This is a genomic window from Tardiphaga sp. vice304 (assembly GCF_007018905.1).
Lineage (GTDB): Bacteria > Pseudomonadota > Alphaproteobacteria > Rhizobiales > Xanthobacteraceae > Tardiphaga.
This window is the reverse complement of the sequence record NZ_CP041402.1, coordinates 4,628,264-4,646,643: the sequence shown is the minus strand read 5'-3', so window position 1 is coordinate 4,646,643 and position 18,380 is coordinate 4,628,264. Positions and strand designations below refer to the sequence as shown.

Genomic DNA, 18,380 nt, shown 5'->3' with positions numbered 1-18,380 from the left:
TCGGCGTTAACCATTGATTCGGCACGGCGCTTTTCGGGACTCCCAAGAGTCTCGTCATGGCGCTCGTGCAGCCTGTGGATGGTTTGGACAGCAGGGCTGTCGGGTTGCTTCTTGCCGCGTCCGTGCCGTTTCGCCATAGTCGGCGCCCGAGCCTTAGAAAGTATCGTCATGACCGACCAGTCGTCCGAACCCGCCGGGCATCCGCGCTTCGCCAAGCCGCAGCGCATCGCCTTCGTGCAATCGGCATGGCACCGCGACATTGTCGGGTCGTGCCGCACGGCGTTCATGACCGAGATCGAGGCGCGTCACATCGCGCCATCGCAGGTCGATGTGTTCGAGGTGCCGGGCTCGTTCGAGATTCCACTGCATGTGCAGGTCCTCGCCAAGACCCGGCGCTACACCGCGATCGTGGCGGCGGGTCTGGTCGTCGACAGCGGCGTGCGCGGCTTCGTCGCCGACACCGTGATCCGCGCCTTGATGGATGTGCAGCTGCGCACCGAGGTGCCGGTGTTCTCGGCGGTGGTGACGCCCACCGATTTCGACGAGACGGAAGGATGCCTCGATTTCCTCAGCAAGAACTTCGCGACCAAGGGCGTCGAAGTCGCCGAAGCCTGCGCCAACACGCTGCTCAGCCTCGAGCGGCTGCGCGGCCAGGTCGCCGCGGGGATTGTGTAAGGCGCTTCTTGTAGCCCGGATGAAGCGAAGCGCAATCCGGGGCCGGTCCGTCAGTTTAGATGCTTTCCCCAGATTGCGCTTCGCTTCATCCGGGCTACGCCTAATTCAGTCGAACAGGCTCGACACCGACTCTTCCGACGCGGTGCGGCCGATCGCTTCGGCGATCAGCGACGCGATCGACAGCACGCGGATGTTCGGCGAGTTCTTCACGGCATCCGTCGGCTGGATAGAGTCCGTGATCACCAGTTCCTTGAGCTTCGAATTGGTGATGCGCGCTGCCGCGCCGCCACTCAGCACGCCGTGGGTGATGTAGGCGTAGACTTCGGTGGCGCCGTTGGCGAGCAGCGCATCGGCCGCGTTGACCAGCGTGCCGCCGGAATCGACGATGTCGTCGACCAGGATGCAGGTATAGCCGGCGACGTCGCCGATCACGTTCATCACTTCGGACTCGCCGGCGCGTTCACGGCGCTTGTCGACGATCGCCAGGGGCGTGTTGATGCGCTTGGCGAGGCCGCGCGCGCGCGCTACGCCTCCGACGTCGGGCGAGATCACCATCACTTTGGAAAGGTCGAACCTTTCCTTGATGTCACGCACCATCACCGGCGAGGCAAACAGGTTGTCGGTGGGGATGTCGAAGAAGCCCTGGATCTGTCCGGCATGCAGGTCGAGCGTCATGACGCGGTCCACGCCGGCATTGGTGATCAGGTTCGCGACCAGCTTGGCGGAAATCGGCGAGCGCGAGCCGACCTTGCGATCCTGCCGGGCGTAGCCGAAATACGGAATCACTGCGGTGATGCGACGGGCCGAGGCGCGGCGCAGCGCGTCGGTGGCGATCAGCAGCTCCATCAGGTGGTCGTTGACCGGATAGGAGGTCGACTGGATGATGAAGACGTCGGAGCCGCGGACGTTTTCCTGGATCTCGATGAAGACTTCCATGTCGGCGAAACGCCGGACGCTGGCCTTGGTCAGCGACAGTTGCAGCCAGGAGGCGATCTCCTGCGCCAGCTCCGGGTTGGAATTGCCGGCTACCAGCTTGATGGAGCCGTTTTTACCCGACATCGACGCGTCTCCCCGCGGCTTGGTGGATACAACGTTCAGCATATCGGGTTACCTAAAGAACTGATGGTCTCAACATGCGAGGTGTTATCAAGGACGGCAGCTCGCTGGCAACCCGTCGAGAGCGGTTTTCCGATGCAAATTCAAGCATTCGTCGTTAATCGTCGCTAAACCCTAAAGCCATCTGCGTGGCTGCCGGTTCACTACCGGTTGCGTTCGCCATGGCCGGGCCATTGCCGCGTGCCGGTGCCGCGGACGGTTCGGGCGCGATGGGCGTCGTGCCGTTGATGATGCCTCCGAGGCCTGTGAGGCCGGCCTGGGCGATCCGGCGCAAAACGAGGTCGTCGGCAGTGGCCCAGGCGTCGGCACCGCCGCGCCCCGTCGGCTCCTCGCCGGTGAGCCGCAAGGCGCGTTGCTGGTCGCGGTCATAGACGTCCCAGACCCAGGCAATGGAGGTCTTGCCGCCACGGATCTGGGCGGCGAGATAGCTGCGCACCCGGTAGGCGGCGCTGTCCTGCCGCGACACCACGGCGATGTTGCGAAGCCGGGCTTCGCTGTCGAGCAAATTGACGAGGCGGTCGAACACTTGCGGCGGCGGGCCGTCGATCGATTCAAAGGCAACGGTGGCGCCACCTGGGGCCTGCGCGAAGGCGGCGGAAGGGCCGGACGCGGAAGAGGTGTTGGCGACGTTGGCGCAGCCACCGAGACCCAGCGCCGTCACCAGCAGCAGCGCGGCGGACGCAAGCCGCGGCTTTCGATGGGCGGTGAAGGTGGCAAGGCGCATGCAACATCCCGACGTCGGTCCGGGCGTCAAGCTGCCGCGGACAGACGGAGCGATATCGTTAAAATGCGTTAAGGTCTAGGGCAGCGGCGACACAGGTGTGGACGCGGTGAGCGAAGCGCTCACCGGACGCCGACAATTCGCCTTCAATTGACGGCAATCAGGCTTCCAGCACGATGGCGTGGATCTGCCGGCCATAATCCGGCTCGCCGCGATGCACCGAGCGGCGATAGCTGAACAGTTTCTCGTCCGGGTAGGTGTCGATACCGGTGTCGTCGATACCGCCCACGCCTGAGCGCGTCAGCCGCATCCGGATATAGCCGGCGAGGTCGAACATGGCGTGGCCGTCGTTTGCCGAGGGGATGAAGAACAGCGAATTCTCGCCGTCCTCGCGGACGAAGCGCTCGACGAATTCGGCGCCAACCTCATAGCTCGGCTGCCGGATCAGGGGGCCGATCGCGACCTGGATCCGGGTGCGGTCGGCGCCGAGTTTTTCCATTGCGTCGATGGTGGCCTCCAGCACGCCGGTCAGCGCGCCCTTCCAGCCGGCATGCGCCGCGCCAATCACCCGCGCATCGGGATCGGCAAACAGGACCGGGCCGCAATCGGCGGTGGTGACGCCGAGCGCCAGGCCTTCGACGCGGGTCACCATCGCATCGGCGCGCGGCCGGGTGGCTGTGTCCCATGGCGCGGTGGCGAGTGCGACATCCGGCGAATGCACCTGGTGCACGGTCAGGAAATGCGCGGCATCGACGCCGATCTCCGCGGCCATGCGGCGGCGGTTTTCCGCGACATGGGCGGGGTCGTCATGGGAGCCCAGCCCGCCGTTCAGCCCGGCATAGATGCCTTCGGAGACGCCGCCGTCGCGGGTGAAGAAGGCGTGGCGCAGGCCCGGCAGCGCGGCGAGTTTCGGGGACGTGAAGGTCATGCTGTGGCTGGCTCCTGGCCGGTGTCGTCGCTCAGCGCCACCAGGGTCTCGAGCTGCGGGTCGGAAATGCCGATCACCTTGAACATCGAGCCCATGCCCTGGCCGCCGTCGACCAGCCGCGCCAGCGCGCTGGTGACGTCTTCGACGACTTTCGGGCTGGCCTTGGCGGTCAGGGTCTGCGCGCGGGTCTCGATGCCCAGTCGCTTGAGGAATTCGCCCTGCGTCACAGGGCCGTGGACGCGGGCGCCGACGTCTTCGGCGGCGCGCCCCAGCGCCTCGAAATCGACATGGGCGGTGATGTCGGCCTCGCCGGGATTGCGCAGCGGATCGGCGAAGGAGTGCCGCGCGATTGCCTGCAGCGTGTCGCCGGCGTCCGAGCGGGTATGGCCGTAGTCGATCACCAGCGCCGCGCCGCCCTCGTCGCGGACGCGGGTGGCGATCTTCATCATCTCGGAATCCGGCCGCCATTCGAACACGGCGCCGACCGGCGCGGCGCGCACCAAAGGCGGCAGCAGCTGCTCGAAATGCGGCATCGGCTCGGGCGCCGCGCCAAAGCCGAAGCCGCCATCCTCCTCGACCTCGACGGTGCGCTCGTGCCAGCCGTTGCTGTGCCGGACCACCTGGTGCACCGGCAGCACGTCGAAATATTCATTGGCCAGGATCACCGACGGTCCGGCCGGGACGTCGTCGAGGCTGGTGTGCCAGCTGATCTTGCGCACGTTGGACAAGGTCGCCTTCTGTTTGCTGCGCAGCATCGGGTTGATCTCGACCAGATGGACATGCAGCGCCTGATACAGCGGCGGCAGCACGCGCAGCGCGCGCAGCGCGTCCGCCATCATGGTGCCGCGGCCGGGGCCGAGCTCGATCAGGTGCAGCACCGGCGGCGATCCCATCGCGCGCCAGACCGAGGCCGCCCACAGCCCGATCAGCTCGCCGAACATCTGGCTGACTTCCGGCGCGGTGGTGAAATCGCCCTCGCGGCCCAGCGGGTCGCGCGATACGTAATAGCCGTAGCGCGGATGCGTCAGGCACAGGTCCATGTAGCGCCACACCGGCATCGGGCCGGCGGATTTGATGAGGCGCTTGATTTCGTCCGAGAGCGGGGAGGGTGGCGAGATGTCGGTCACGTCAGGCCTTGCTGGGCTGCGGTTCGGGGCTCACCGCAGCATGCCGCGGCGGCTTGCGCCAGGCCAGCACCATCAGCACCAGTCCCACGACAATCATCGGCACCGACAGCAGCATGCCCATCGTCAGCCCGCCCCACAGGAAGCCGAGTTGCGGGTCCGGCTCCCGGAAGAATTCGCCCGTGATGCGCGCCAGGGCATAGAAGAAGATGAAGGCGCCGAGGATCAGGCCGGGCCGCTTCAGCGCGCCGGCGCGGATCATCAGCGCCAGGATCAGGAACAGCACGATGCCTTCGAGCCCGGCCTCGTAGAGCTGGCTGGGATGGCGGGGCTGCGGCCCGCCATTGGGAAACACCATCGCCCACGGCACGCTGGCGTCCGCCGGCCGGCCCCATAATTCGCTGTTGATGAAATTGGCCAGCCGGCCAAGCAGCAGGCCGATCGGGCCGACCGCGCAGGTGATGTCGCCGAGCGACAGGACCGAGATCCCGCGCTTCCAGGCGAACGCCATCACCGCCACCACGCAGCCGAGGAAGCCGCCGTGGAACGACATGCCGCCCTTCCACAGCTCGAGGATTTCGGCAGGATGGGCGACGAAGAAGTCGAGGTTGTAGAACAGCACGTAGCCGGTGCGGCCGCCCAGGATGATGCCGAGCGTCACCCACAGGATGAAATCGTCGAATTGCAGCAAGGACACCGGCGACGGCCCGCCCCACAGCCGCTCGCGCTTGATCAGCGCGCGGGCATAGACCCAGCCCAGCACGATGCCGCCGATATAGGCCAGCGCGTACCAGCGGATCACGATCGGGCCGAGCGCGATGGCGATCGGATCGAACACCGGGAATGCGATGGTCAGGAAGGGGATGTCTGCAAAGGCCATGGCCTGACTTACGGGTCCGGGCGGCGGCAGTAAAGCGCCACTGTATGACGATTGCGTGCCATCCGGAATGCGGCTTCCCGGCGATCAGCAGGCTTGAACTGCGCCGCCGGGATCGCCATTGTCGATCTGAAGATCCCTTTTGCGAGATGGCCTGACGGCCGGAGTTCCTGCCATGACCCAGACCAACAACCGCTTCCTCGACGAGATCGGCCGCCTGATGAACGACGCCGCCGGCGCCGCCCAGGGCGTCAAGCGCGAAGTCGACACCGTGGTGCGCAACCAGGCCGAAAAGATCCTGCGCGACCTCGACATCGTCAAGCGCGAGGAATTCGAGGCTGTCAAAGACATGGCCCGCCTCGCCCGCGAGGAAAACGAGACCCTGAAGGCCCGCATCGCGGCGCTGGAATTAACGCTGGCCGGCAGCGAACCGAACGGCATCTGAGGTCAGTGTTGGGCGTTTGGTTACGCCTCGACGTAATCCGCGATGCTGGTCGGGGCAGGTACCGGCAGGCCGTCTTCTTTCAGCCCGTCGATATGAAACCGGATCGCATCGCGAATTTCGACTTCGACAGCTTTGATAGTGTCGCCGGTCGTCACACAGCCGGGCAGGTCCGGCACGTAGGCCGAATAGTTGCCGTCGGCCTTCTCGATCACTATCGCGTATCGCATCAGCGTCGTTCCTTCAGACCAGCCTGCTTCAAAATACTGGCAAACGTCCCCGGTGCAAGGTCATCGGACGGCTTGCCGGCGACCGTTACGCGGCCGGGCTTCGATGCATGTTTGTATTGACGGTGACTGCCGCGGGTAGCGACCAGAGATCAGCCGTCATCTTTGATCAATAGAATGGCGTCGCGGACTTTCATCGCCTGCCGGTGGTTGGATGGCCAGAAGTGCCACAAATTCCGGCGGGAAAGACGGGCCAAACCACTACCATTCCGCAAAATCCCCCTGCATTTCCTTGTCTTTCCGCCCCTTTGGCGTTAAAAGCCTGGCACGTCTGCAGCCCCCGCACCCCTGGAGGCTTGCTGCGACGACGACACGGGCCGCGCGGCGGCCCTAAACTTTTTGAAAAACAAGGACTTAAACGATGGCGACCGTCAAGGAATTGAAGGCGACCGTACGTTCGGCAGGCGGCAAGGGGGCCGCACGGGCAGTACGGCGCACCGGCCGAGTTCCGGGAGTAATCTATGGTGACAGCAAGCCCCCGGTGTCGATTTCGGTCGATGATGCCGAATTGCGCCAGCGCATTCTGGCCGGCCGCTTCCTCACCACGATCTATGACATCGATCTCGATGGCACCAAGCACCGCGTGATTCCGCGCGACTTCGCGCTCGATCCCGTCAGGGACTTCCCGCTGCATGTCGACTTCCTGCGCCTCGGCGAAGGCGCCACCATCCGCGTCAGCGTTCCCCTCCACCTCAAGGGCGCCGATGTCGCTCCGGGCGTGAAGCGCGGCGGCACCATCAACGTCGTCACCCACACGCTCGAACTCGAAGCCGAGGCCGACAGCATTCCGCAGTTCGTCGAAGCTGACGTGTCGACGCTGGATATCGGTGGTTCGCTGCATCTGACCGACATCAAGCTGCCGAAGGGCGTCAAGACGCTGGCGCGTGCCGAAGACGTTACTCTGGTCACGATCGTGCCGCCGTCGGGCTATGGCGAAGAACCCGCCGCAGGCACCGCTCCCGCTGCCGGTGCCGCTCCTGCGGCTGCCGCCAAGGCTCCGGCCGCCGGCGCCAAGGCTCCCGCTGCTGGTGCGAAAGCCCCGGCCGCTGCCGCCAAGGCACCCGCCGCCCCGGCGAAGAAGAAGTAACCAGGCGCGGACACCCGCGTCATGCAGCTCTTTGTTGGTCTCGGAAACCCTGGTGCGAAATACCAGGGCAACCGGCACAATATCGGCTTCATGGTTCTCGACGAGATCGCGCGGCGTCACGGGTTTGCCCCGTGGCGCCGCCGCTTTCAGGGCGAGACCTCGGAAGGCAATCTCGGCGGCGAGCGGGTCATCCTGCTGCGGCCGCTGACCTTCATGAACGATTCCGGCATCTCGGTGCAGGCCGCAGCCTCTTTCTTCAAGATCGCGGTCGGTGACATCGCGGTGTTTCACGACGAACTCGAACTTCCGTTCTCGAAAGTGCGCGTCAAGGTCGGCGGCGGCATCGCCGGACATAACGGGCTGCGCTCGATGTCTGCCCATGTCGGCAACGAGTATCGCCGCGTGCGGCTCGGCATCGGACACCCCGGCGCCAAGGAACTGGTGCACAACCACGTGCTCAGCGACTTCGCCAAGGCCGAACGACCGCAGCTCGAAGCGCTGGTCGATGCGGTGACGGACAATGTGGCGCTCTTGGCCGACGGCCGCGACTCCACGTTTCAGAACAAGGTGCATCTGACGATGCAGGCCAAGGGTTTCACGTCGAAAGACGACACCGGCACGTAAGTGCCGAACCATTCAGGACAGGTCATGGGATTCAAATGCGGTATCGTCGGGCTGCCGAATGTCGGCAAATCGACGCTTTTTAATGCGCTCACCGAAACCGCGGCCGCCCAGGCGGCGAACTATCCGTTCTGCACCATCGAGCCGAATGTCGGCGAGGTCGCAGTGCCGGATTCGCGGCTCGACAAATTGTGCGAGATCGCCAAATCGCAGCAGATCATCCCGACGCGGCTGACCTTCGTCGATATCGCGGGTCTGGTGAAGGGCGCCTCCAAGGGCGAAGGCCTCGGCAACCAGTTCCTTGCCACCATCCGCGAAACCGATGCCATCGCGCACGTCGTGCGCTGCTTCGTCGATGACGACATCACCCATGTCGAAGGCAAGATCGATCCGCTCGCCGACATCGAGATCATCGAGACCGAGCTGATGCTCGCCGATCTCGAATCCTGCGAGAAGCGCGTCGACAACCTGACCAAGAAGGCCAAGGGCAACGACAAGGACGCCAAGGAGCAGCTCGATCTGGTGCAGCGTGCGCTGGTGCTGCTGCGTGAGGGCAAGCCGACCCGTTTCCTGGAGCGCAAGCCGGAAGAAGAGCGCGCCTTCGGCATGCTCGGCCTGCTGACTTCGAAGCCGGTGCTCTACGTTTGCAACGTCGAGGAAGGCGCGGCTGGCGAGGGCAATGCCTATTCGAGGCTGGTGGCGGAGCATGCCGCCAAGGAAGGCGCGGTCGCCGTGGCGATCTCTGCGAAAATCGAATCCGAAATCGCGACGCTGTCGCGTGCCGAGCGCGCCGAATTCCTGGAGACGCTGGGCCTCGAAGAGGCCGGCCTGGATAAGCTGATCCGCGCCGGTTATTCACTGCTGCATCTGATCACCTACTTCACGGTGGGACCGAAGGAAGCCCGCGCCTGGACCATCACCAAGGGCACCAAGGCGCCACAGGCCGCAGCGGTGATCCACACCGACTTCGAGAAGGGCTTCATCCGCGCCGAGACCATCGCCTATGACGACTATGTCAATCTCGGCGGTGAATCCGGTGCCCGCGACGGCGGCAAGCTGCGCCTCGAAGGCAAGGAATATGTCGTCGCCGACGGCGACGTGCTGCACTTCCGGTTCAATACTTAAGTACAAAACCGGCCCCTCCGCGTCATTGCGAGGAGCCCTTGCGACGAAGCAATCCAGTTCTCTGCTTGTGGCTCTGGATTGCCGCGTCGCTTCGCTCCTCGCAATGACGGGGAGGGCATGACTCCCGGCTCAATGCCCGTGATGCTGCCCCTGATCCCGGATCGCGCCGAGATGCTCGTTGATCCGGAACACGATCAGAATGAACTCCGCCGCAATGCGCGAGAAGATGATGCCGACCACCGTTCCGGCAAGGCTGGACAGCACCACCATGAAGCCGCCGAACGGGCTCACCGCCATCGCGGCAAGGCCGGAGAACACGCCCGAAACGCCGACCAGGATCATCAGGACCATCACCAGCCAGTAGAACGTCTTGATGATGGTCGGCGTGATGAAACGGTCCCATTGAAACAGGTCGCGAAATTCAAACATCGATGGTCTCCCCCCGGCGCGTCAATTGAGCATATTGGCATGTAAAACTGCTGCAGGCCGTAACGTCGAACCATGGCCTGAGCATGATCGGGCCTGCCATGCGGCGTCCCGGGTTGAGATTGCGGTCAATAACGGCCACAATCGGGCTTCCTCCACGGCATATTTTTCATGACCCTGACATTCGAACATTTTCAGCCGGGCCACCTCGGCAGCTATGGACCGCGCCATATCACCCGCGAGGAGATCATCGCGTTCGCCGCCGAATACGATCCACAGCCGATGCATCTCGACGATGACGCCGCCAATGCGTCCTTGCTCCGCGGCCTCGCCGGTTCGGGCTGGCATATGTGCGCGCTCATGATGCGGATGATGTATGACGGCTTCCTGCATGAAACCGCGTCGCTGGGCTCGCCCGGCGTCGATGAGATGAAATGGCTGGCGCCGTTCCGCCCCGGCGACGCCATGATGCTCGACGTCGAAGTGCTGCAGGCGCGACCCTCGCAGAGCCGGCCCTCGACCGGCATCGTCACGTTCAAATGCAGCACGCGCAACGCCCTCGGGCCGCTCGCCGAAATGACCGTGGCGGTCATCATCGGCCGCGCTGCGGTTGCCGCGGAGCAGGCCTGACATGCGCTTTCTGGAAGACATCGAACTGGGCCATCGCCGCGAGATGGGCTCGTTCACCTTCACCGCCGAATTGATCAAGGCGTTCGCCGTGCAGTTCGATCCACAGCCGTTTCATCTCGATGAGGAAGCCGCCGAGAAATCGCTGTTCGGCGGGCTTGCGGCGTCCGGCTGGCACATCACGGCGGTAGGCATGAAGCTCCTGGTGGCCGACAGCCAGCGGCAGATGGCGGAAGCCTCCGCGCGTGGCGAGGTGCCGGCGGTGTGGGGGCCATCGCCCGGTTTCCGCGAGCTGCGCTGGCTCCGGCCGGTGCTGGCCGGCGATACCATAAGCTACGCCAATGAGGTCGCAGCCGTGCGCGCCACCGCCTCGAAACCGGGCTGGGGCATCGTGCAGGCCCGCAACACCGCTACCAACCAGCGTGGCGAAGTGGTGTGCACCTTCCTCGCCACCGCCTTTGTTCCACAGCGGAGCGTGGCCGTCTGAGCACACTTCGCCGGAAACAACTGGCTATTTAACCATTACCAAATTCGGCCAAGGAACTGCCTTGTTGTTAAGGCGTTCTGAACCGTGTGTTGTTGATGTACGACACACGGACGATGACGATAAAGATAAAGAGATCTTGGGGACTTCGATGGCTGACCGCACCGGACTTAAATTTGTAGGCTTCATCTTTGCCAGCGTGACGCTGGCCGTGATGTTCGCGACCTGCATGGTGGTGAAGGGTTACGCCGACGGCGCCTATTCACTCGACACGATGCAGGTTTCCTCGGACCTTCAGTAATGTTTTGTTAACCGCCGCACCGCGGCGATCACGGGGCCGCTCAGCGGCTCCAGCCCCAGGCCAGCACGGCCACTGCCACCACCAATAATCCGACAAATCGCACGATGATGATTCCGATCTGCGGCGGCGAACTGCGGGCCGGAATCGGCTCGGTCGTGGTCGGTCTGATGGTCTTCATGAACGTCCCCAGGCGTGGTCTGCGCAGGGTATAGTCGCGCCGATCGGCCTAAAAGTTCAATCGTACCGATTGAAGCGGTTGTTTTTCCCGGTCGTCCCCGAGACCATGCAGGCATCGAAGGTCAGGCCTCATCAAACAAAATGCCGCTCCCTTCCGGAAGCGGCATTTTTCGAAGTCGGTGGCTTTGTCGATCAGTCGTGGCGCAGGCCGTCGGCGGTGCGCTTCCACTGGGCGACATTGTCGGCGATCAGCCGGGTCGATTTCATCGCAGCCTGGCTGAGCTGGGCGTAGCCGGAGATTTCGCGCTGAACGCGCTGGCCTTCGGCATGCAGCAGGTCGCGCAAGGCTTCCAGTTCGCTGACGAGATTCTCGATCTCGGCAAGCGAGGTGCCGGCAACGCGCTGGATCAGCGAATTGACGCTGTTGACCGTGGCTTCGGTGGATGACTCCATCGGCAGGTCGGTGCTGGTGGGGGCGCTGCTCACGACGCCAGCCGCCGGGCGGCGCAGATAGGCGACGTCATTGCGCACGAAGTCGCGGATCCCCGCTTCAACTTCGGAAACGGCGGCCAGATCGCTGTCTTCGGTGACGGGATCGGTCTTCTCGGAATGGATCGCATTCATCGGCTCTTCCTTGTTTCGCGTTGAGCGAGCGCGGCTGGCCCCCGCATGACGGACTCATCGCTCGATTAATCACCTGAATTTGACCAGAACGCGGCCGTGGTGCGGCAATAGCCATGTTTGCGGACTATCGGCAAAAGCGATGAAGGCTTCGTTACGATTACCAGCTGTGCTTGAAGCCGGCGGTCAGGCTCTTGTTGGCCGGACCCTGCAGCGTCTCGCTGATAGTGCCGGAGACGCTGACGCCGCCGAACAATTTCTGCTCGGCGCCGACCTTGCGCAACCATCGGTCGTCGGTGGTGGCCAGTGTCTGGCCGGCGAGCAGGCTGGTGCCGCTGTCGGCGATGCTCAGCTTCGCCTGCTGGTCTGTCTCGTAGCTGCGGGTGGCTCGGCCGTTGAAGCCGATGATCGGCACGCTGCCCTGCTGGATCACGTTGTAGCCATTCTGCAGCGTCAGCGAATACTGGTTGCCGGCCAGCGGCACCGACTTGCTGAACGAGGTGCCGAACTTGCTCTGGTCCGACAACGGATCGACGCGAGCCTCGATCGCGGTCTTGTCCCAGATCGCGCCCATGCCGGGCGCGGTCATCGCCGCCCAGGCGGTGCCGCCCGAGTTCGACTGCGTCCCGGTGCCGAACTGGTTGCGGTAGGCGTCGGCGGCGCTGAAGGCCGAGGGCTGGCTGGCGACGTTGAGGTCGGCGCCGATTCGGGTGTCCCAGAACGGCAGCAGCGGCTGCTTCACCGACACCGCGGCGGAGCCATCGGCGTTTTTATGCGTGCTCCAGGCCGAGGCTGCCGCTTTGGCCGCGGCGCGCTGCTCGCGCGGCGAGGCGCTGGCGATCGGGCGGCTGGTGTCAAGCAGCGACCAGTCCGGCTCGGGAAGATCCTCGATAGCGGCGGGCGGGGCATCGGTCGGGGCGATCTCGGCGGGCGGCGCAAGATCGAGGCCGCGCCAGGCATCCTGCGCGGACACCGGCGTCAACCAGATCGCGGCGCCGAGCGGCGCGGCTGCCAGGGTCGCCAGCGTCGATTTCATTGTCGTCGTCATCATCATCAAGATCAAGCCGATGCCCCGATCACCCCGTGCGGGGGACAGGATACCAGCCGTCTCGTCGAAAGTGTGGCGATGCAGCATGCAGATCGCTCAAGCCTTCGTGACGACCGCGCGGCTGGGCGTGGCCGCCGGGCTCAAAAGCCCATCGGCAGACGGATGCCGAACCCGATCGTGAGCAACAGCGCCCCGATCACCGCGCCGACGCTGCCGCCGCGCCGGCCAGGCGAGAGCGCCGATCACACCGCCGACGATCAGCCCGGGCGCGAAAATCCCCAGCAGGACGGACAGAAATCCCAATGCGCTCCAGTGCAGGCCGACGCTGGACACGAACGGCCTATTTCTTCGGCGACGATCCTGAAGCGGTCTTGCCGGCGGCGAACGGATTCACGGGGGCGTCGCTTCCCTTCTTCATGTTCTTGTCGGCCTTCGGTTTCTTCTTCTCTTTGTTGGACTTCATTTGGCCTTTTGCCATGACACGATCCTCGGCGCCCGGTTGATGGACTCGGCGCGCCAGCAAAATAGCAGGTCGTGGGAGATTTGTATCTGACGGCGTTGGAACGCGTAGGGTGGGCAAAGGCGCTGTCTTGTCCGCCGAAGCCCGCAGGGCGAAGGCGGATGCGCCGTGCCCACCATCGGCGATGCGGTGGGCACGCCGCCGCGCGTTACGCGCACGTCGGCTTTGCCCACCCTACGGCTCGGCCGTCAGCACACCACCGCGAGCACGCAATTGGTCGGCAGCACCCCGCGGAGCAGCGGCTGCGGCGTGCCGTAATAATTGCGGTAGTGGAAATCGCCCGCCTGGCCGTAATAGCCGGCCACCCGCGGAGAGGTGCGCACATAGCCGGGATCGACCACCACCACCTCGTCCTGGGTCACGACCGCCCCGCGGACGACCTTCGTCGGCTCGGCAAACACCGCGCCGAGCCGGGACCGGTGCGCCATGTCGGCGGCCGAGGCCGAGGTCAGGCTGCCGATGAGGCTGAGTACGACGGCGAAAGCGGCGTGGGCGAATGTGATCGGCATGGTCCGGCTCCGATGATTCGCCAGATCATAGCGGTGCGGCGTTAGTAAAGGTTAACGCCGCACCATTGGTCAGCTTAGGCCGCCCGGACATCCGCGAGGAAGCGATGCAACTGCGCGGCGAGGTCCTCGGACTGCTGCGACAGCTCTTCGGCGGCGCCGAGCACCTGCGTGGCGGCTGCGCCGGTATCGTTGGCCGCCTGCTGCACGCCGGTGATGTTGGAGGTGACATGCTGCGTGCCGTGCGCGGCTTCCTGCACGTTGCGGGCGATTTCCCGTGTCGCCGACCCCTGCTGCTCGATCGCGGTGGCGATCGCCTGGCCGATCTGCTCGATCTCGGTGATCACGCTGACGACATTGCGGATCGCGGCGACGGATTCGGCGCTGGCGCCCTGGATGGCGGCGACCTGTTCGGAGATTTCTGTCGTTGCCTTGGCAGTCTGGCCGGCAAGCGATTTCACCTCGGAGGCGACGACCGCAAATCCACGCCCGGCCTCGCCGGCGCGCGCGGCCTCGATGGTCGCGTTGAGCGCCAGCAGGTTGGTCTGCGCGGCGATGTTCTGGATCAGGATCACCACGTCGCCGATCTTCTGCGCGCCGGCGGCGAGCGACTCTGCGGTGTCGCCGGTGCGGCGGGCATCGACCACGGCACGCGCGGAAATCTGCGCGGACTGCGCGACCTGGCGGCTGATCTCGGTGATCGACGACGTCAGTTCTTCGGTGGCGCTGGCGACCATCTGAACGTTCGACGAGGTCTGCTCCGACGCCTCGGCCACGACGCCGGCCTGGCGGTTGGTCGTGGTGGCGGTCGAGGACATCGAGCGCGCGGCGCTCTCCATCGTTGCGGACGACGTCGACAGCCCGCTGACGAGTTCGCCGACCCGCGCTTCGAAGGATTTCGCGAGGTCGTCGAGCAGGCTGGCGCGGCGCATCTTGGCGTCGTTCTCGGCCGCCTGATCCGCGGTGAGGCGGCTGGCGGTGATCATATTGTCCTTGAACACCTGGACGGCGGCGGCCATCGCGCCGATCTCGTCCTGGCGATCGCTGGCTGGCGTCGCTTCTGACGCGTCGCCGCTGGCAAGGCGCGTCATCGACGCCGTGATCGCGACGATCGGCTGCACGATCCGGCGCCGTACCGTCACCACCATGGCAACACTGGCACCCACGACAGCGAGCAACACAATGAGCGCGATGACGAAGCTGAGCCGCGCGCTGTCATACGAAGATTCGAGCAGGGATTCGGCATTGTCGTAGAGCGCTTCGCGCACGCCGATCACCGAATTCAGGCCAAGCTGCGATTCCACATAGAACGCATCGACGTCATGCTCGTACTTGCCGCTCACCGCGCCGGCCCTGACCAGCTTCAGCTCATTGCCGAAGCGATCGACATAGGCCTCTTTCATCTTGTCCAGCGCGGCCACGACATTGGCGGGCGTGGCCGGGTTGCCGCGCATCTCCATCAGCGACGCCAGCACCTGGTCGGTGGCGCCCTGCGAGCGGGCGAGATCCAGCCGTTCGGCCTCGGTGCCGGCGCGGCCCGCGCCGACCAGATTCTTGTGCACGCTGGCATTGTAGCCGCCGACGTCGCGCAGCATCCAGGCGGTATTGGCGTTGATCGCCTGGCGATAGGCGTCGCCATTGCCGGCCGCCATCTTGCGCACCTGATCGGTGAGCAGCACGGTGACGACGCCGTTCAGGCCGGAATTCTCCGCGACGACTTTCTTGGCGGCGTCGCGACGCGCTTCTGCCGGTCCTGCGATGGCCGCGTCGGTCGTGCCGCGCAGCGCCTTGAAGCGCTGGCCGATGTCGTCGATCTTCGGTGCGATCTCGGCGGCGTCGTCGAGGGTGGCGACGGTGGTCGCGCGCAACTGCTCCATCTTCTCGATCGCACCGTCGGTTAGCTTGCGCAATTTTTCGAGATCGGCGCGCATCTTCGGATCGACAACCGCGGGCCCGAACAGGATGTTGGTGGAGAAGCCGCGTTCCGAATTCAGATAGCGCGGGATGTTGCCGACGGCGCGGACCAATGCCAGGCGCGTCTGCGCCGTCGCCACTCGTCCCATCGTGTCGAACTTCGATGCCGCAATGTAGACGGCGAGGCCGCCGGCGGTCGCCGACAGCGAAGCGATGGCAATGGTGAGCAAGGTACCGATCTTCATGAAACACCGTCCGGCGAAAAAGGAATAGATATAAGATGCCACCAGCCTAGGGGGCTTGAATTAATCAAGCATTGATGGGGGGCGCCGCGCACGACGCGTATGTGAGGATATCGCGCGCCCAGGTTGCGTATTTGAACGTCGGCGTGTGGAGCCGATCGAAGGGATGCAGATGCAGTTGTTGCTATCGATGGTTCTGGCGCTGCTGACAGTCGCCTCGTCGGCCATGGCGCAGTCCCCTGCGGCGGACGTGGTGCGTGACCTCGCGCCCTCCGGCATGCTGCGCGCCGCGATCAATTTCGGCAACGGCGTGCTGGCGCAGAAAGGGGAGGGTGGCGTGCCGCGCGGCGTCTCCGTTGATCTCGCCACCGAACTCGCCAGGCGGCTCGGCGTGCCGGTTGCCTTCGTGCCCTACGAGGCTGCCGGCAAGGTGTTCGAGGGCGCGAAGTCTGGCGAATGGGACATCGGCTTCATGGCGATCGAGCCGGTGCGTGCCGCGGAGATCGCGTTCACCGCGCCCTATGTGGTGATCGAGGGCACCTACATGGTACGGCAGGACTCGCCGTTTAGAGACGTCGACGACGTCGACAAGCCCGGCGTCAAGATCGCCGTCGGGCTCGGCTCGGCCTACGACCTCTACCTCACCCGCACCATCCAGCACGCCAAAATCCTGCGTGTCAAAACCGGCGGCGGCACCGCGATGATCGAGATGTTTGTTGGCGACCATCTCGACGTAGCCGCCGGCGTCCGCCAGCAGCTCGACGCCTATGCCAAGGACCATCCGGAGATGCGCGTGATGCCGGGCCATTTCCAGGAGATCGCGCAGGCAATGGGCATGCCGCGCGTGGAAGGCCAAAAGCGCGACGCCGGCGCGAAATATCTCGCCGCCTTCGTCGAGGAGATGAAGGCCTCGGGCTTCGTCGCCGACGCCTTGAAGCGCAGCGGGCAGGTGGCCCAGGTGGCGCCGCCGGCTGCGAAGTAGCGCGCGACGTCAATGCAGCCAGGCCATGACCGATTTTCGGAAGAAGGCGCGATCATTATCCCTCCTCGCGAATCTTCGCTTCGCCGGGCGGAGCGAGCGAGAAGGCAGCCCTGCAGTCGTACGGCTTGACTTCGCGGCCGCGTCGGCCAATCTCCCGCCACAACAAGATCAAAAACACGTAGGGAGAACACCATGGCCGAGGCCTATATTATCGACGCCGTCCGCACGCCCCGTGGCATCGGCAAGGTCGGCAAGGGCGCCTTGTCCGAGCACCATCCGCAGCATCTCGCCGCCACCGTGCTGCGCGCCATCGCCGAGCGCAACCATCTCAATACCGCGGATGTCGACGACGTGATCTGGTCGACCTCGACCCAGCGCGGCAAGCAGGGCGGCGACCTCGGCCGCATGGCGGCGCTCGACGCCGGCTACGACATCAAGGCCTCCGGCACCACGCTCGACCGCTTCTGCGGCGGCGGCATTACGGCCGTGAACTTCGCCGCGGCGCAGATCATGAGCGGCATGGAAGACGTGGTGATCGCCGGCGGCACCGAAATGATGTCGCTGACGGGCGCGATCGCTGCCGAGGACATGGCCGCCGGCAAGCCGCCGCTTGGCATGGGCTCCGGCAACAAGCGTCTCGCGCAGGTGCATCCGCAATCGCACCAGGGCATCTGCGGCGACGCCATCGCCTCGATGGAAGGGATTTCGCGCGAAGCCTTGGATGCGTTGGGCCTCGAAAGCCAGCGCCGCGCCGCCGTGGCGATCGCCGAGGGCCGTTTCGACAAGAGCCTGATCCCGGTCAAGGACGACGCCGGCAATGTCGTGCTGGCGAAGGACGAATTCCCGCGTCCCAATACGACCGCCGAAGGCCTCGCCGGCCTCAAGCCGGCGTTCGCCGCGATGGCCGATCATCCGCTCGACGAGCAGGGCACTACCTATCGTAGCCAGATCAACCAGAAATATCCCGATCTCAAGATCGAGCACTTCCACCACGCCGGCAATTCATCGGGCGTGGTCGACGGCGCCGCCGCTCTGCTGCTGACGTCGAAGGACTACGCCGACAAGCATGGCCTGAAGCCGCGCGCGCGCATCGTGGCGATGGCCAATATCGGCGACGATCCGACGCTGATGCTCAATGCCCCGGTACCCGCCGCGCGAAAAGTGCTGGCCAAGGCGGGTCTCACCGTGGACGACATCGACCTCTGGGAGATCAACGAGGCCTTCGCCGTGGTGGCGGAAAAATTCATCCGCGACCTCAAGCTCGACCGCGACAAGGTCAACGTCAACGGCGGCTCGATCGCGCTCGGCCACCCGATCGGCGCGACCGGCGCGATCCTGATCGGCACCATCCTGGACGAGCTGGAACGCCGCAATCTGAAGCGCGGGTTGGTGACCATGTGCGCCGCCGGCGGCATGGCGCCGGCGATCATTATTGAGCGGGTGTAACCTCCTTCGTCTCCGGCATCTCACTGTCGTTCCGGGGCGCGAGCGCATCAGCGCGAGCGAACCCGGAACCTCAATATGGGACG

The 18,380-nt window shown here is 64.9% G+C and carries 24 protein-coding genes; 10 read left to right on the top strand and 14 right to left on the bottom strand.

The features are described from left to right. Positions 1 to 168: 168 nt before the first annotated feature. Positions 169 to 675: a 6,7-dimethyl-8-ribityllumazine synthase gene (locus FNL56_RS22145; RefSeq protein ID WP_143575016.1), complete on the top strand. Its 507-nt coding sequence runs from the start codon at positions 169 to 171 to the stop codon at positions 673 to 675. Positions 676 to 780: 105 nt separating this feature from the next. On the opposite strand, the gene FNL56_RS22140 is transcribed toward FNL56_RS22145, so the two are convergent. The 5 genes from FNL56_RS22140 to lgt all read right to left on the bottom strand — a co-directional run bounded on the left by FNL56_RS22140 (position 781) and on the right by lgt (position 5,429). After that, positions 781 to 1,734, bottom strand: a complete 954-nt coding sequence (locus FNL56_RS22140; RefSeq protein WP_143575015.1) for a ribose-phosphate pyrophosphokinase — start codon at positions 1,732 to 1,734, stop codon at positions 781 to 783. Positions 1,735 to 1,888: 154 nt separating this feature from the next. Beyond that, the gene (locus FNL56_RS22135) at positions 1,889 to 2,515 is read right to left on the bottom strand and encodes a hypothetical protein (protein WP_143575014.1); all 627 of its coding nucleotides are present in this window, start codon (positions 2,513 to 2,515) and stop codon (positions 1,889 to 1,891) included. Between the two features lie 157 nt (positions 2,516 to 2,672). Beyond that, positions 2,673 to 3,440 (bottom strand): peptidoglycan editing factor PgeF, encoded by a 768-nt coding sequence (gene pgeF / locus FNL56_RS22130; protein ID WP_143575013.1) that lies wholly within the window; start codon positions 3,438 to 3,440, stop codon positions 2,673 to 2,675. Further along, positions 3,437 to 4,498, bottom strand: a complete 1,062-nt coding sequence (locus FNL56_RS22125) for a class I SAM-dependent methyltransferase (RefSeq protein ID WP_143576316.1) — start codon at positions 4,496 to 4,498, stop codon at positions 3,437 to 3,439. Before FNL56_RS22125 ends, pgeF begins: the two co-directional genes overlap by 4 nt. A 70-nt stretch (positions 4,499 to 4,568) precedes the next feature. After that, entirely contained in the window at positions 4,569 to 5,429 is an 861-nt protein-coding gene (lgt, locus tag FNL56_RS22120; protein WP_210245538.1) for a prolipoprotein diacylglyceryl transferase, read from the bottom strand. Positions 5,430 to 5,616: 187 nt separating this feature from the next. Here lgt and FNL56_RS22115 point away from each other — a divergent pair, with 187 nt between their 5' ends. After that, complete coding sequence (locus FNL56_RS22115) at positions 5,617 to 5,886, top strand: accessory factor UbiK family protein (protein ID WP_143575011.1); 270 nt, start codon at positions 5,617 to 5,619, stop codon at positions 5,884 to 5,886. A gap of 20 nt (positions 5,887 to 5,906) precedes the next feature. Here the strand turns inward: FNL56_RS22115 and FNL56_RS22110 are convergent, their stop codons facing one another. Next, on the bottom strand, positions 5,907 to 6,113 hold the full coding sequence (locus tag FNL56_RS22110; protein ID WP_143575010.1) for a type II toxin-antitoxin system HicB family antitoxin: 207 nt from the start codon (positions 6,111 to 6,113) through the stop codon (positions 5,907 to 5,909). Further along, positions 6,113 to 6,259, bottom strand: coding sequence for a type II toxin-antitoxin system HicA family toxin (locus FNL56_RS22105; protein WP_246661025.1), 147 nt, complete (start codon positions 6,257 to 6,259; stop codon positions 6,113 to 6,115). Before FNL56_RS22105 ends, FNL56_RS22110 begins: the two co-directional genes overlap by 1 nt. A 272-nt stretch (positions 6,260 to 6,531) precedes the next feature. Here FNL56_RS22105 and FNL56_RS22100 point away from each other — a divergent pair, with 272 nt between their 5' ends. From FNL56_RS22100 to ychF, 3 genes are read left to right on the top strand one after another with little or no spacing between them, the layout of a single operon-like run. Beyond that, positions 6,532 to 7,257: a 50S ribosomal protein L25/general stress protein Ctc gene (locus tag FNL56_RS22100; RefSeq protein ID WP_143575009.1), complete on the top strand. Its 726-nt coding sequence runs from the start codon at positions 6,532 to 6,534 to the stop codon at positions 7,255 to 7,257. A 21-nt stretch (positions 7,258 to 7,278) separates the two neighbouring features. Beyond that, entirely contained in the window at positions 7,279 to 7,881 is a 603-nt protein-coding gene (gene pth / locus FNL56_RS22095) for an aminoacyl-tRNA hydrolase (protein ID WP_143575008.1), read from the top strand. Between the two features lie 24 nt (positions 7,882 to 7,905). Then, complete coding sequence (gene ychF, locus FNL56_RS22090; protein ID WP_143575007.1) at positions 7,906 to 9,003, top strand: redox-regulated ATPase YchF; 1,098 nt, start codon at positions 7,906 to 7,908, stop codon at positions 9,001 to 9,003. Between the two features lie 129 nt (positions 9,004 to 9,132). Here ychF and FNL56_RS22085 read toward each other — a convergent pair whose 3' ends face one another. Then, positions 9,133 to 9,432 (bottom strand): DUF4282 domain-containing protein, encoded by a 300-nt coding sequence (locus FNL56_RS22085; protein ID WP_143575006.1) that lies wholly within the window; start codon positions 9,430 to 9,432, stop codon positions 9,133 to 9,135. A gap of 168 nt (positions 9,433 to 9,600) precedes the next feature. On the opposite strand from FNL56_RS22085, the gene FNL56_RS22080 reads away from it, so the two are divergent. From FNL56_RS22080 to FNL56_RS27880, 3 genes are all read left to right on the top strand, one after another. After that, positions 9,601 to 10,059 carry a MaoC family dehydratase gene (locus FNL56_RS22080; protein WP_143575005.1) on the top strand — a complete coding sequence of 153 codons (459 nt, stop codon included), beginning with the start codon at positions 9,601 to 9,603 and terminating at the stop codon, positions 10,057 to 10,059. Between the two features lies 1 nt (position 10,060). Further along, positions 10,061 to 10,543 carry a MaoC family dehydratase gene (locus tag FNL56_RS22075; protein WP_143575004.1) on the top strand — a complete coding sequence of 161 codons (483 nt, stop codon included), beginning with the start codon at positions 10,061 to 10,063 and terminating at the stop codon, positions 10,541 to 10,543. A gap of 148 nt (positions 10,544 to 10,691) precedes the next feature. After that, complete coding sequence (locus FNL56_RS27880; protein ID WP_168203003.1) at positions 10,692 to 10,841, top strand: hypothetical protein; 150 nt, start codon at positions 10,692 to 10,694, stop codon at positions 10,839 to 10,841. Positions 10,842 to 10,881: 40 nt separating this feature from the next. Here the strand turns inward: FNL56_RS27880 and FNL56_RS27875 are convergent, their stop codons facing one another. The 6 genes from FNL56_RS27875 to FNL56_RS22055 all read right to left on the bottom strand — a co-directional run bounded on the left by FNL56_RS27875 (position 10,882) and on the right by FNL56_RS22055 (position 15,872). Further along, positions 10,882 to 11,019, bottom strand: a complete 138-nt coding sequence (locus tag FNL56_RS27875) for a hypothetical protein (protein ID WP_168203002.1) — start codon at positions 11,017 to 11,019, stop codon at positions 10,882 to 10,884. Between the two features lie 191 nt (positions 11,020 to 11,210). Next, positions 11,211 to 11,642, bottom strand: coding sequence for a hypothetical protein (locus tag FNL56_RS22070; protein WP_143575003.1), 432 nt, complete (start codon positions 11,640 to 11,642; stop codon positions 11,211 to 11,213). A 157-nt stretch (positions 11,643 to 11,799) separates the two neighbouring features. Then, positions 11,800 to 12,690, bottom strand: a complete 891-nt coding sequence (locus tag FNL56_RS22065; RefSeq protein WP_246660754.1) for a hypothetical protein — start codon at positions 12,688 to 12,690, stop codon at positions 11,800 to 11,802. 337 nt (positions 12,691 to 13,027) lie between these two features. Then, complete coding sequence (locus tag FNL56_RS27865) at positions 13,028 to 13,165, bottom strand: hypothetical protein (protein ID WP_168203001.1); 138 nt, start codon at positions 13,163 to 13,165, stop codon at positions 13,028 to 13,030. Positions 13,166 to 13,395: 230 nt separating this feature from the next. Next, positions 13,396 to 13,716, bottom strand: coding sequence for a hypothetical protein (locus FNL56_RS22060; protein ID WP_143575001.1), 321 nt, complete (start codon positions 13,714 to 13,716; stop codon positions 13,396 to 13,398). A 74-nt stretch (positions 13,717 to 13,790) separates the two neighbouring features. Beyond that, the gene (locus FNL56_RS22055; RefSeq protein ID WP_143578286.1) at positions 13,791 to 15,872 is read right to left on the bottom strand and encodes a methyl-accepting chemotaxis protein; all 2,082 of its coding nucleotides are present in this window, start codon (positions 15,870 to 15,872) and stop codon (positions 13,791 to 13,793) included. 169 nt (positions 15,873 to 16,041) lie between these two features. On the opposite strand from FNL56_RS22055, the gene FNL56_RS22050 reads away from it, so the two are divergent. Beyond that, positions 16,042 to 16,851, top strand: a complete 810-nt coding sequence (locus FNL56_RS22050) for an ABC transporter substrate-binding protein (protein ID WP_210245429.1) — start codon at positions 16,042 to 16,044, stop codon at positions 16,849 to 16,851. 192 nt (positions 16,852 to 17,043) lie between these two features. Further along, on the top strand, positions 17,044 to 18,297 hold the full coding sequence (locus FNL56_RS22045; RefSeq protein WP_143574999.1) for an acetyl-CoA C-acetyltransferase: 1,254 nt from the start codon (positions 17,044 to 17,046) through the stop codon (positions 18,295 to 18,297). Positions 18,298 to 18,380: the final 83 nt, after the last annotated feature.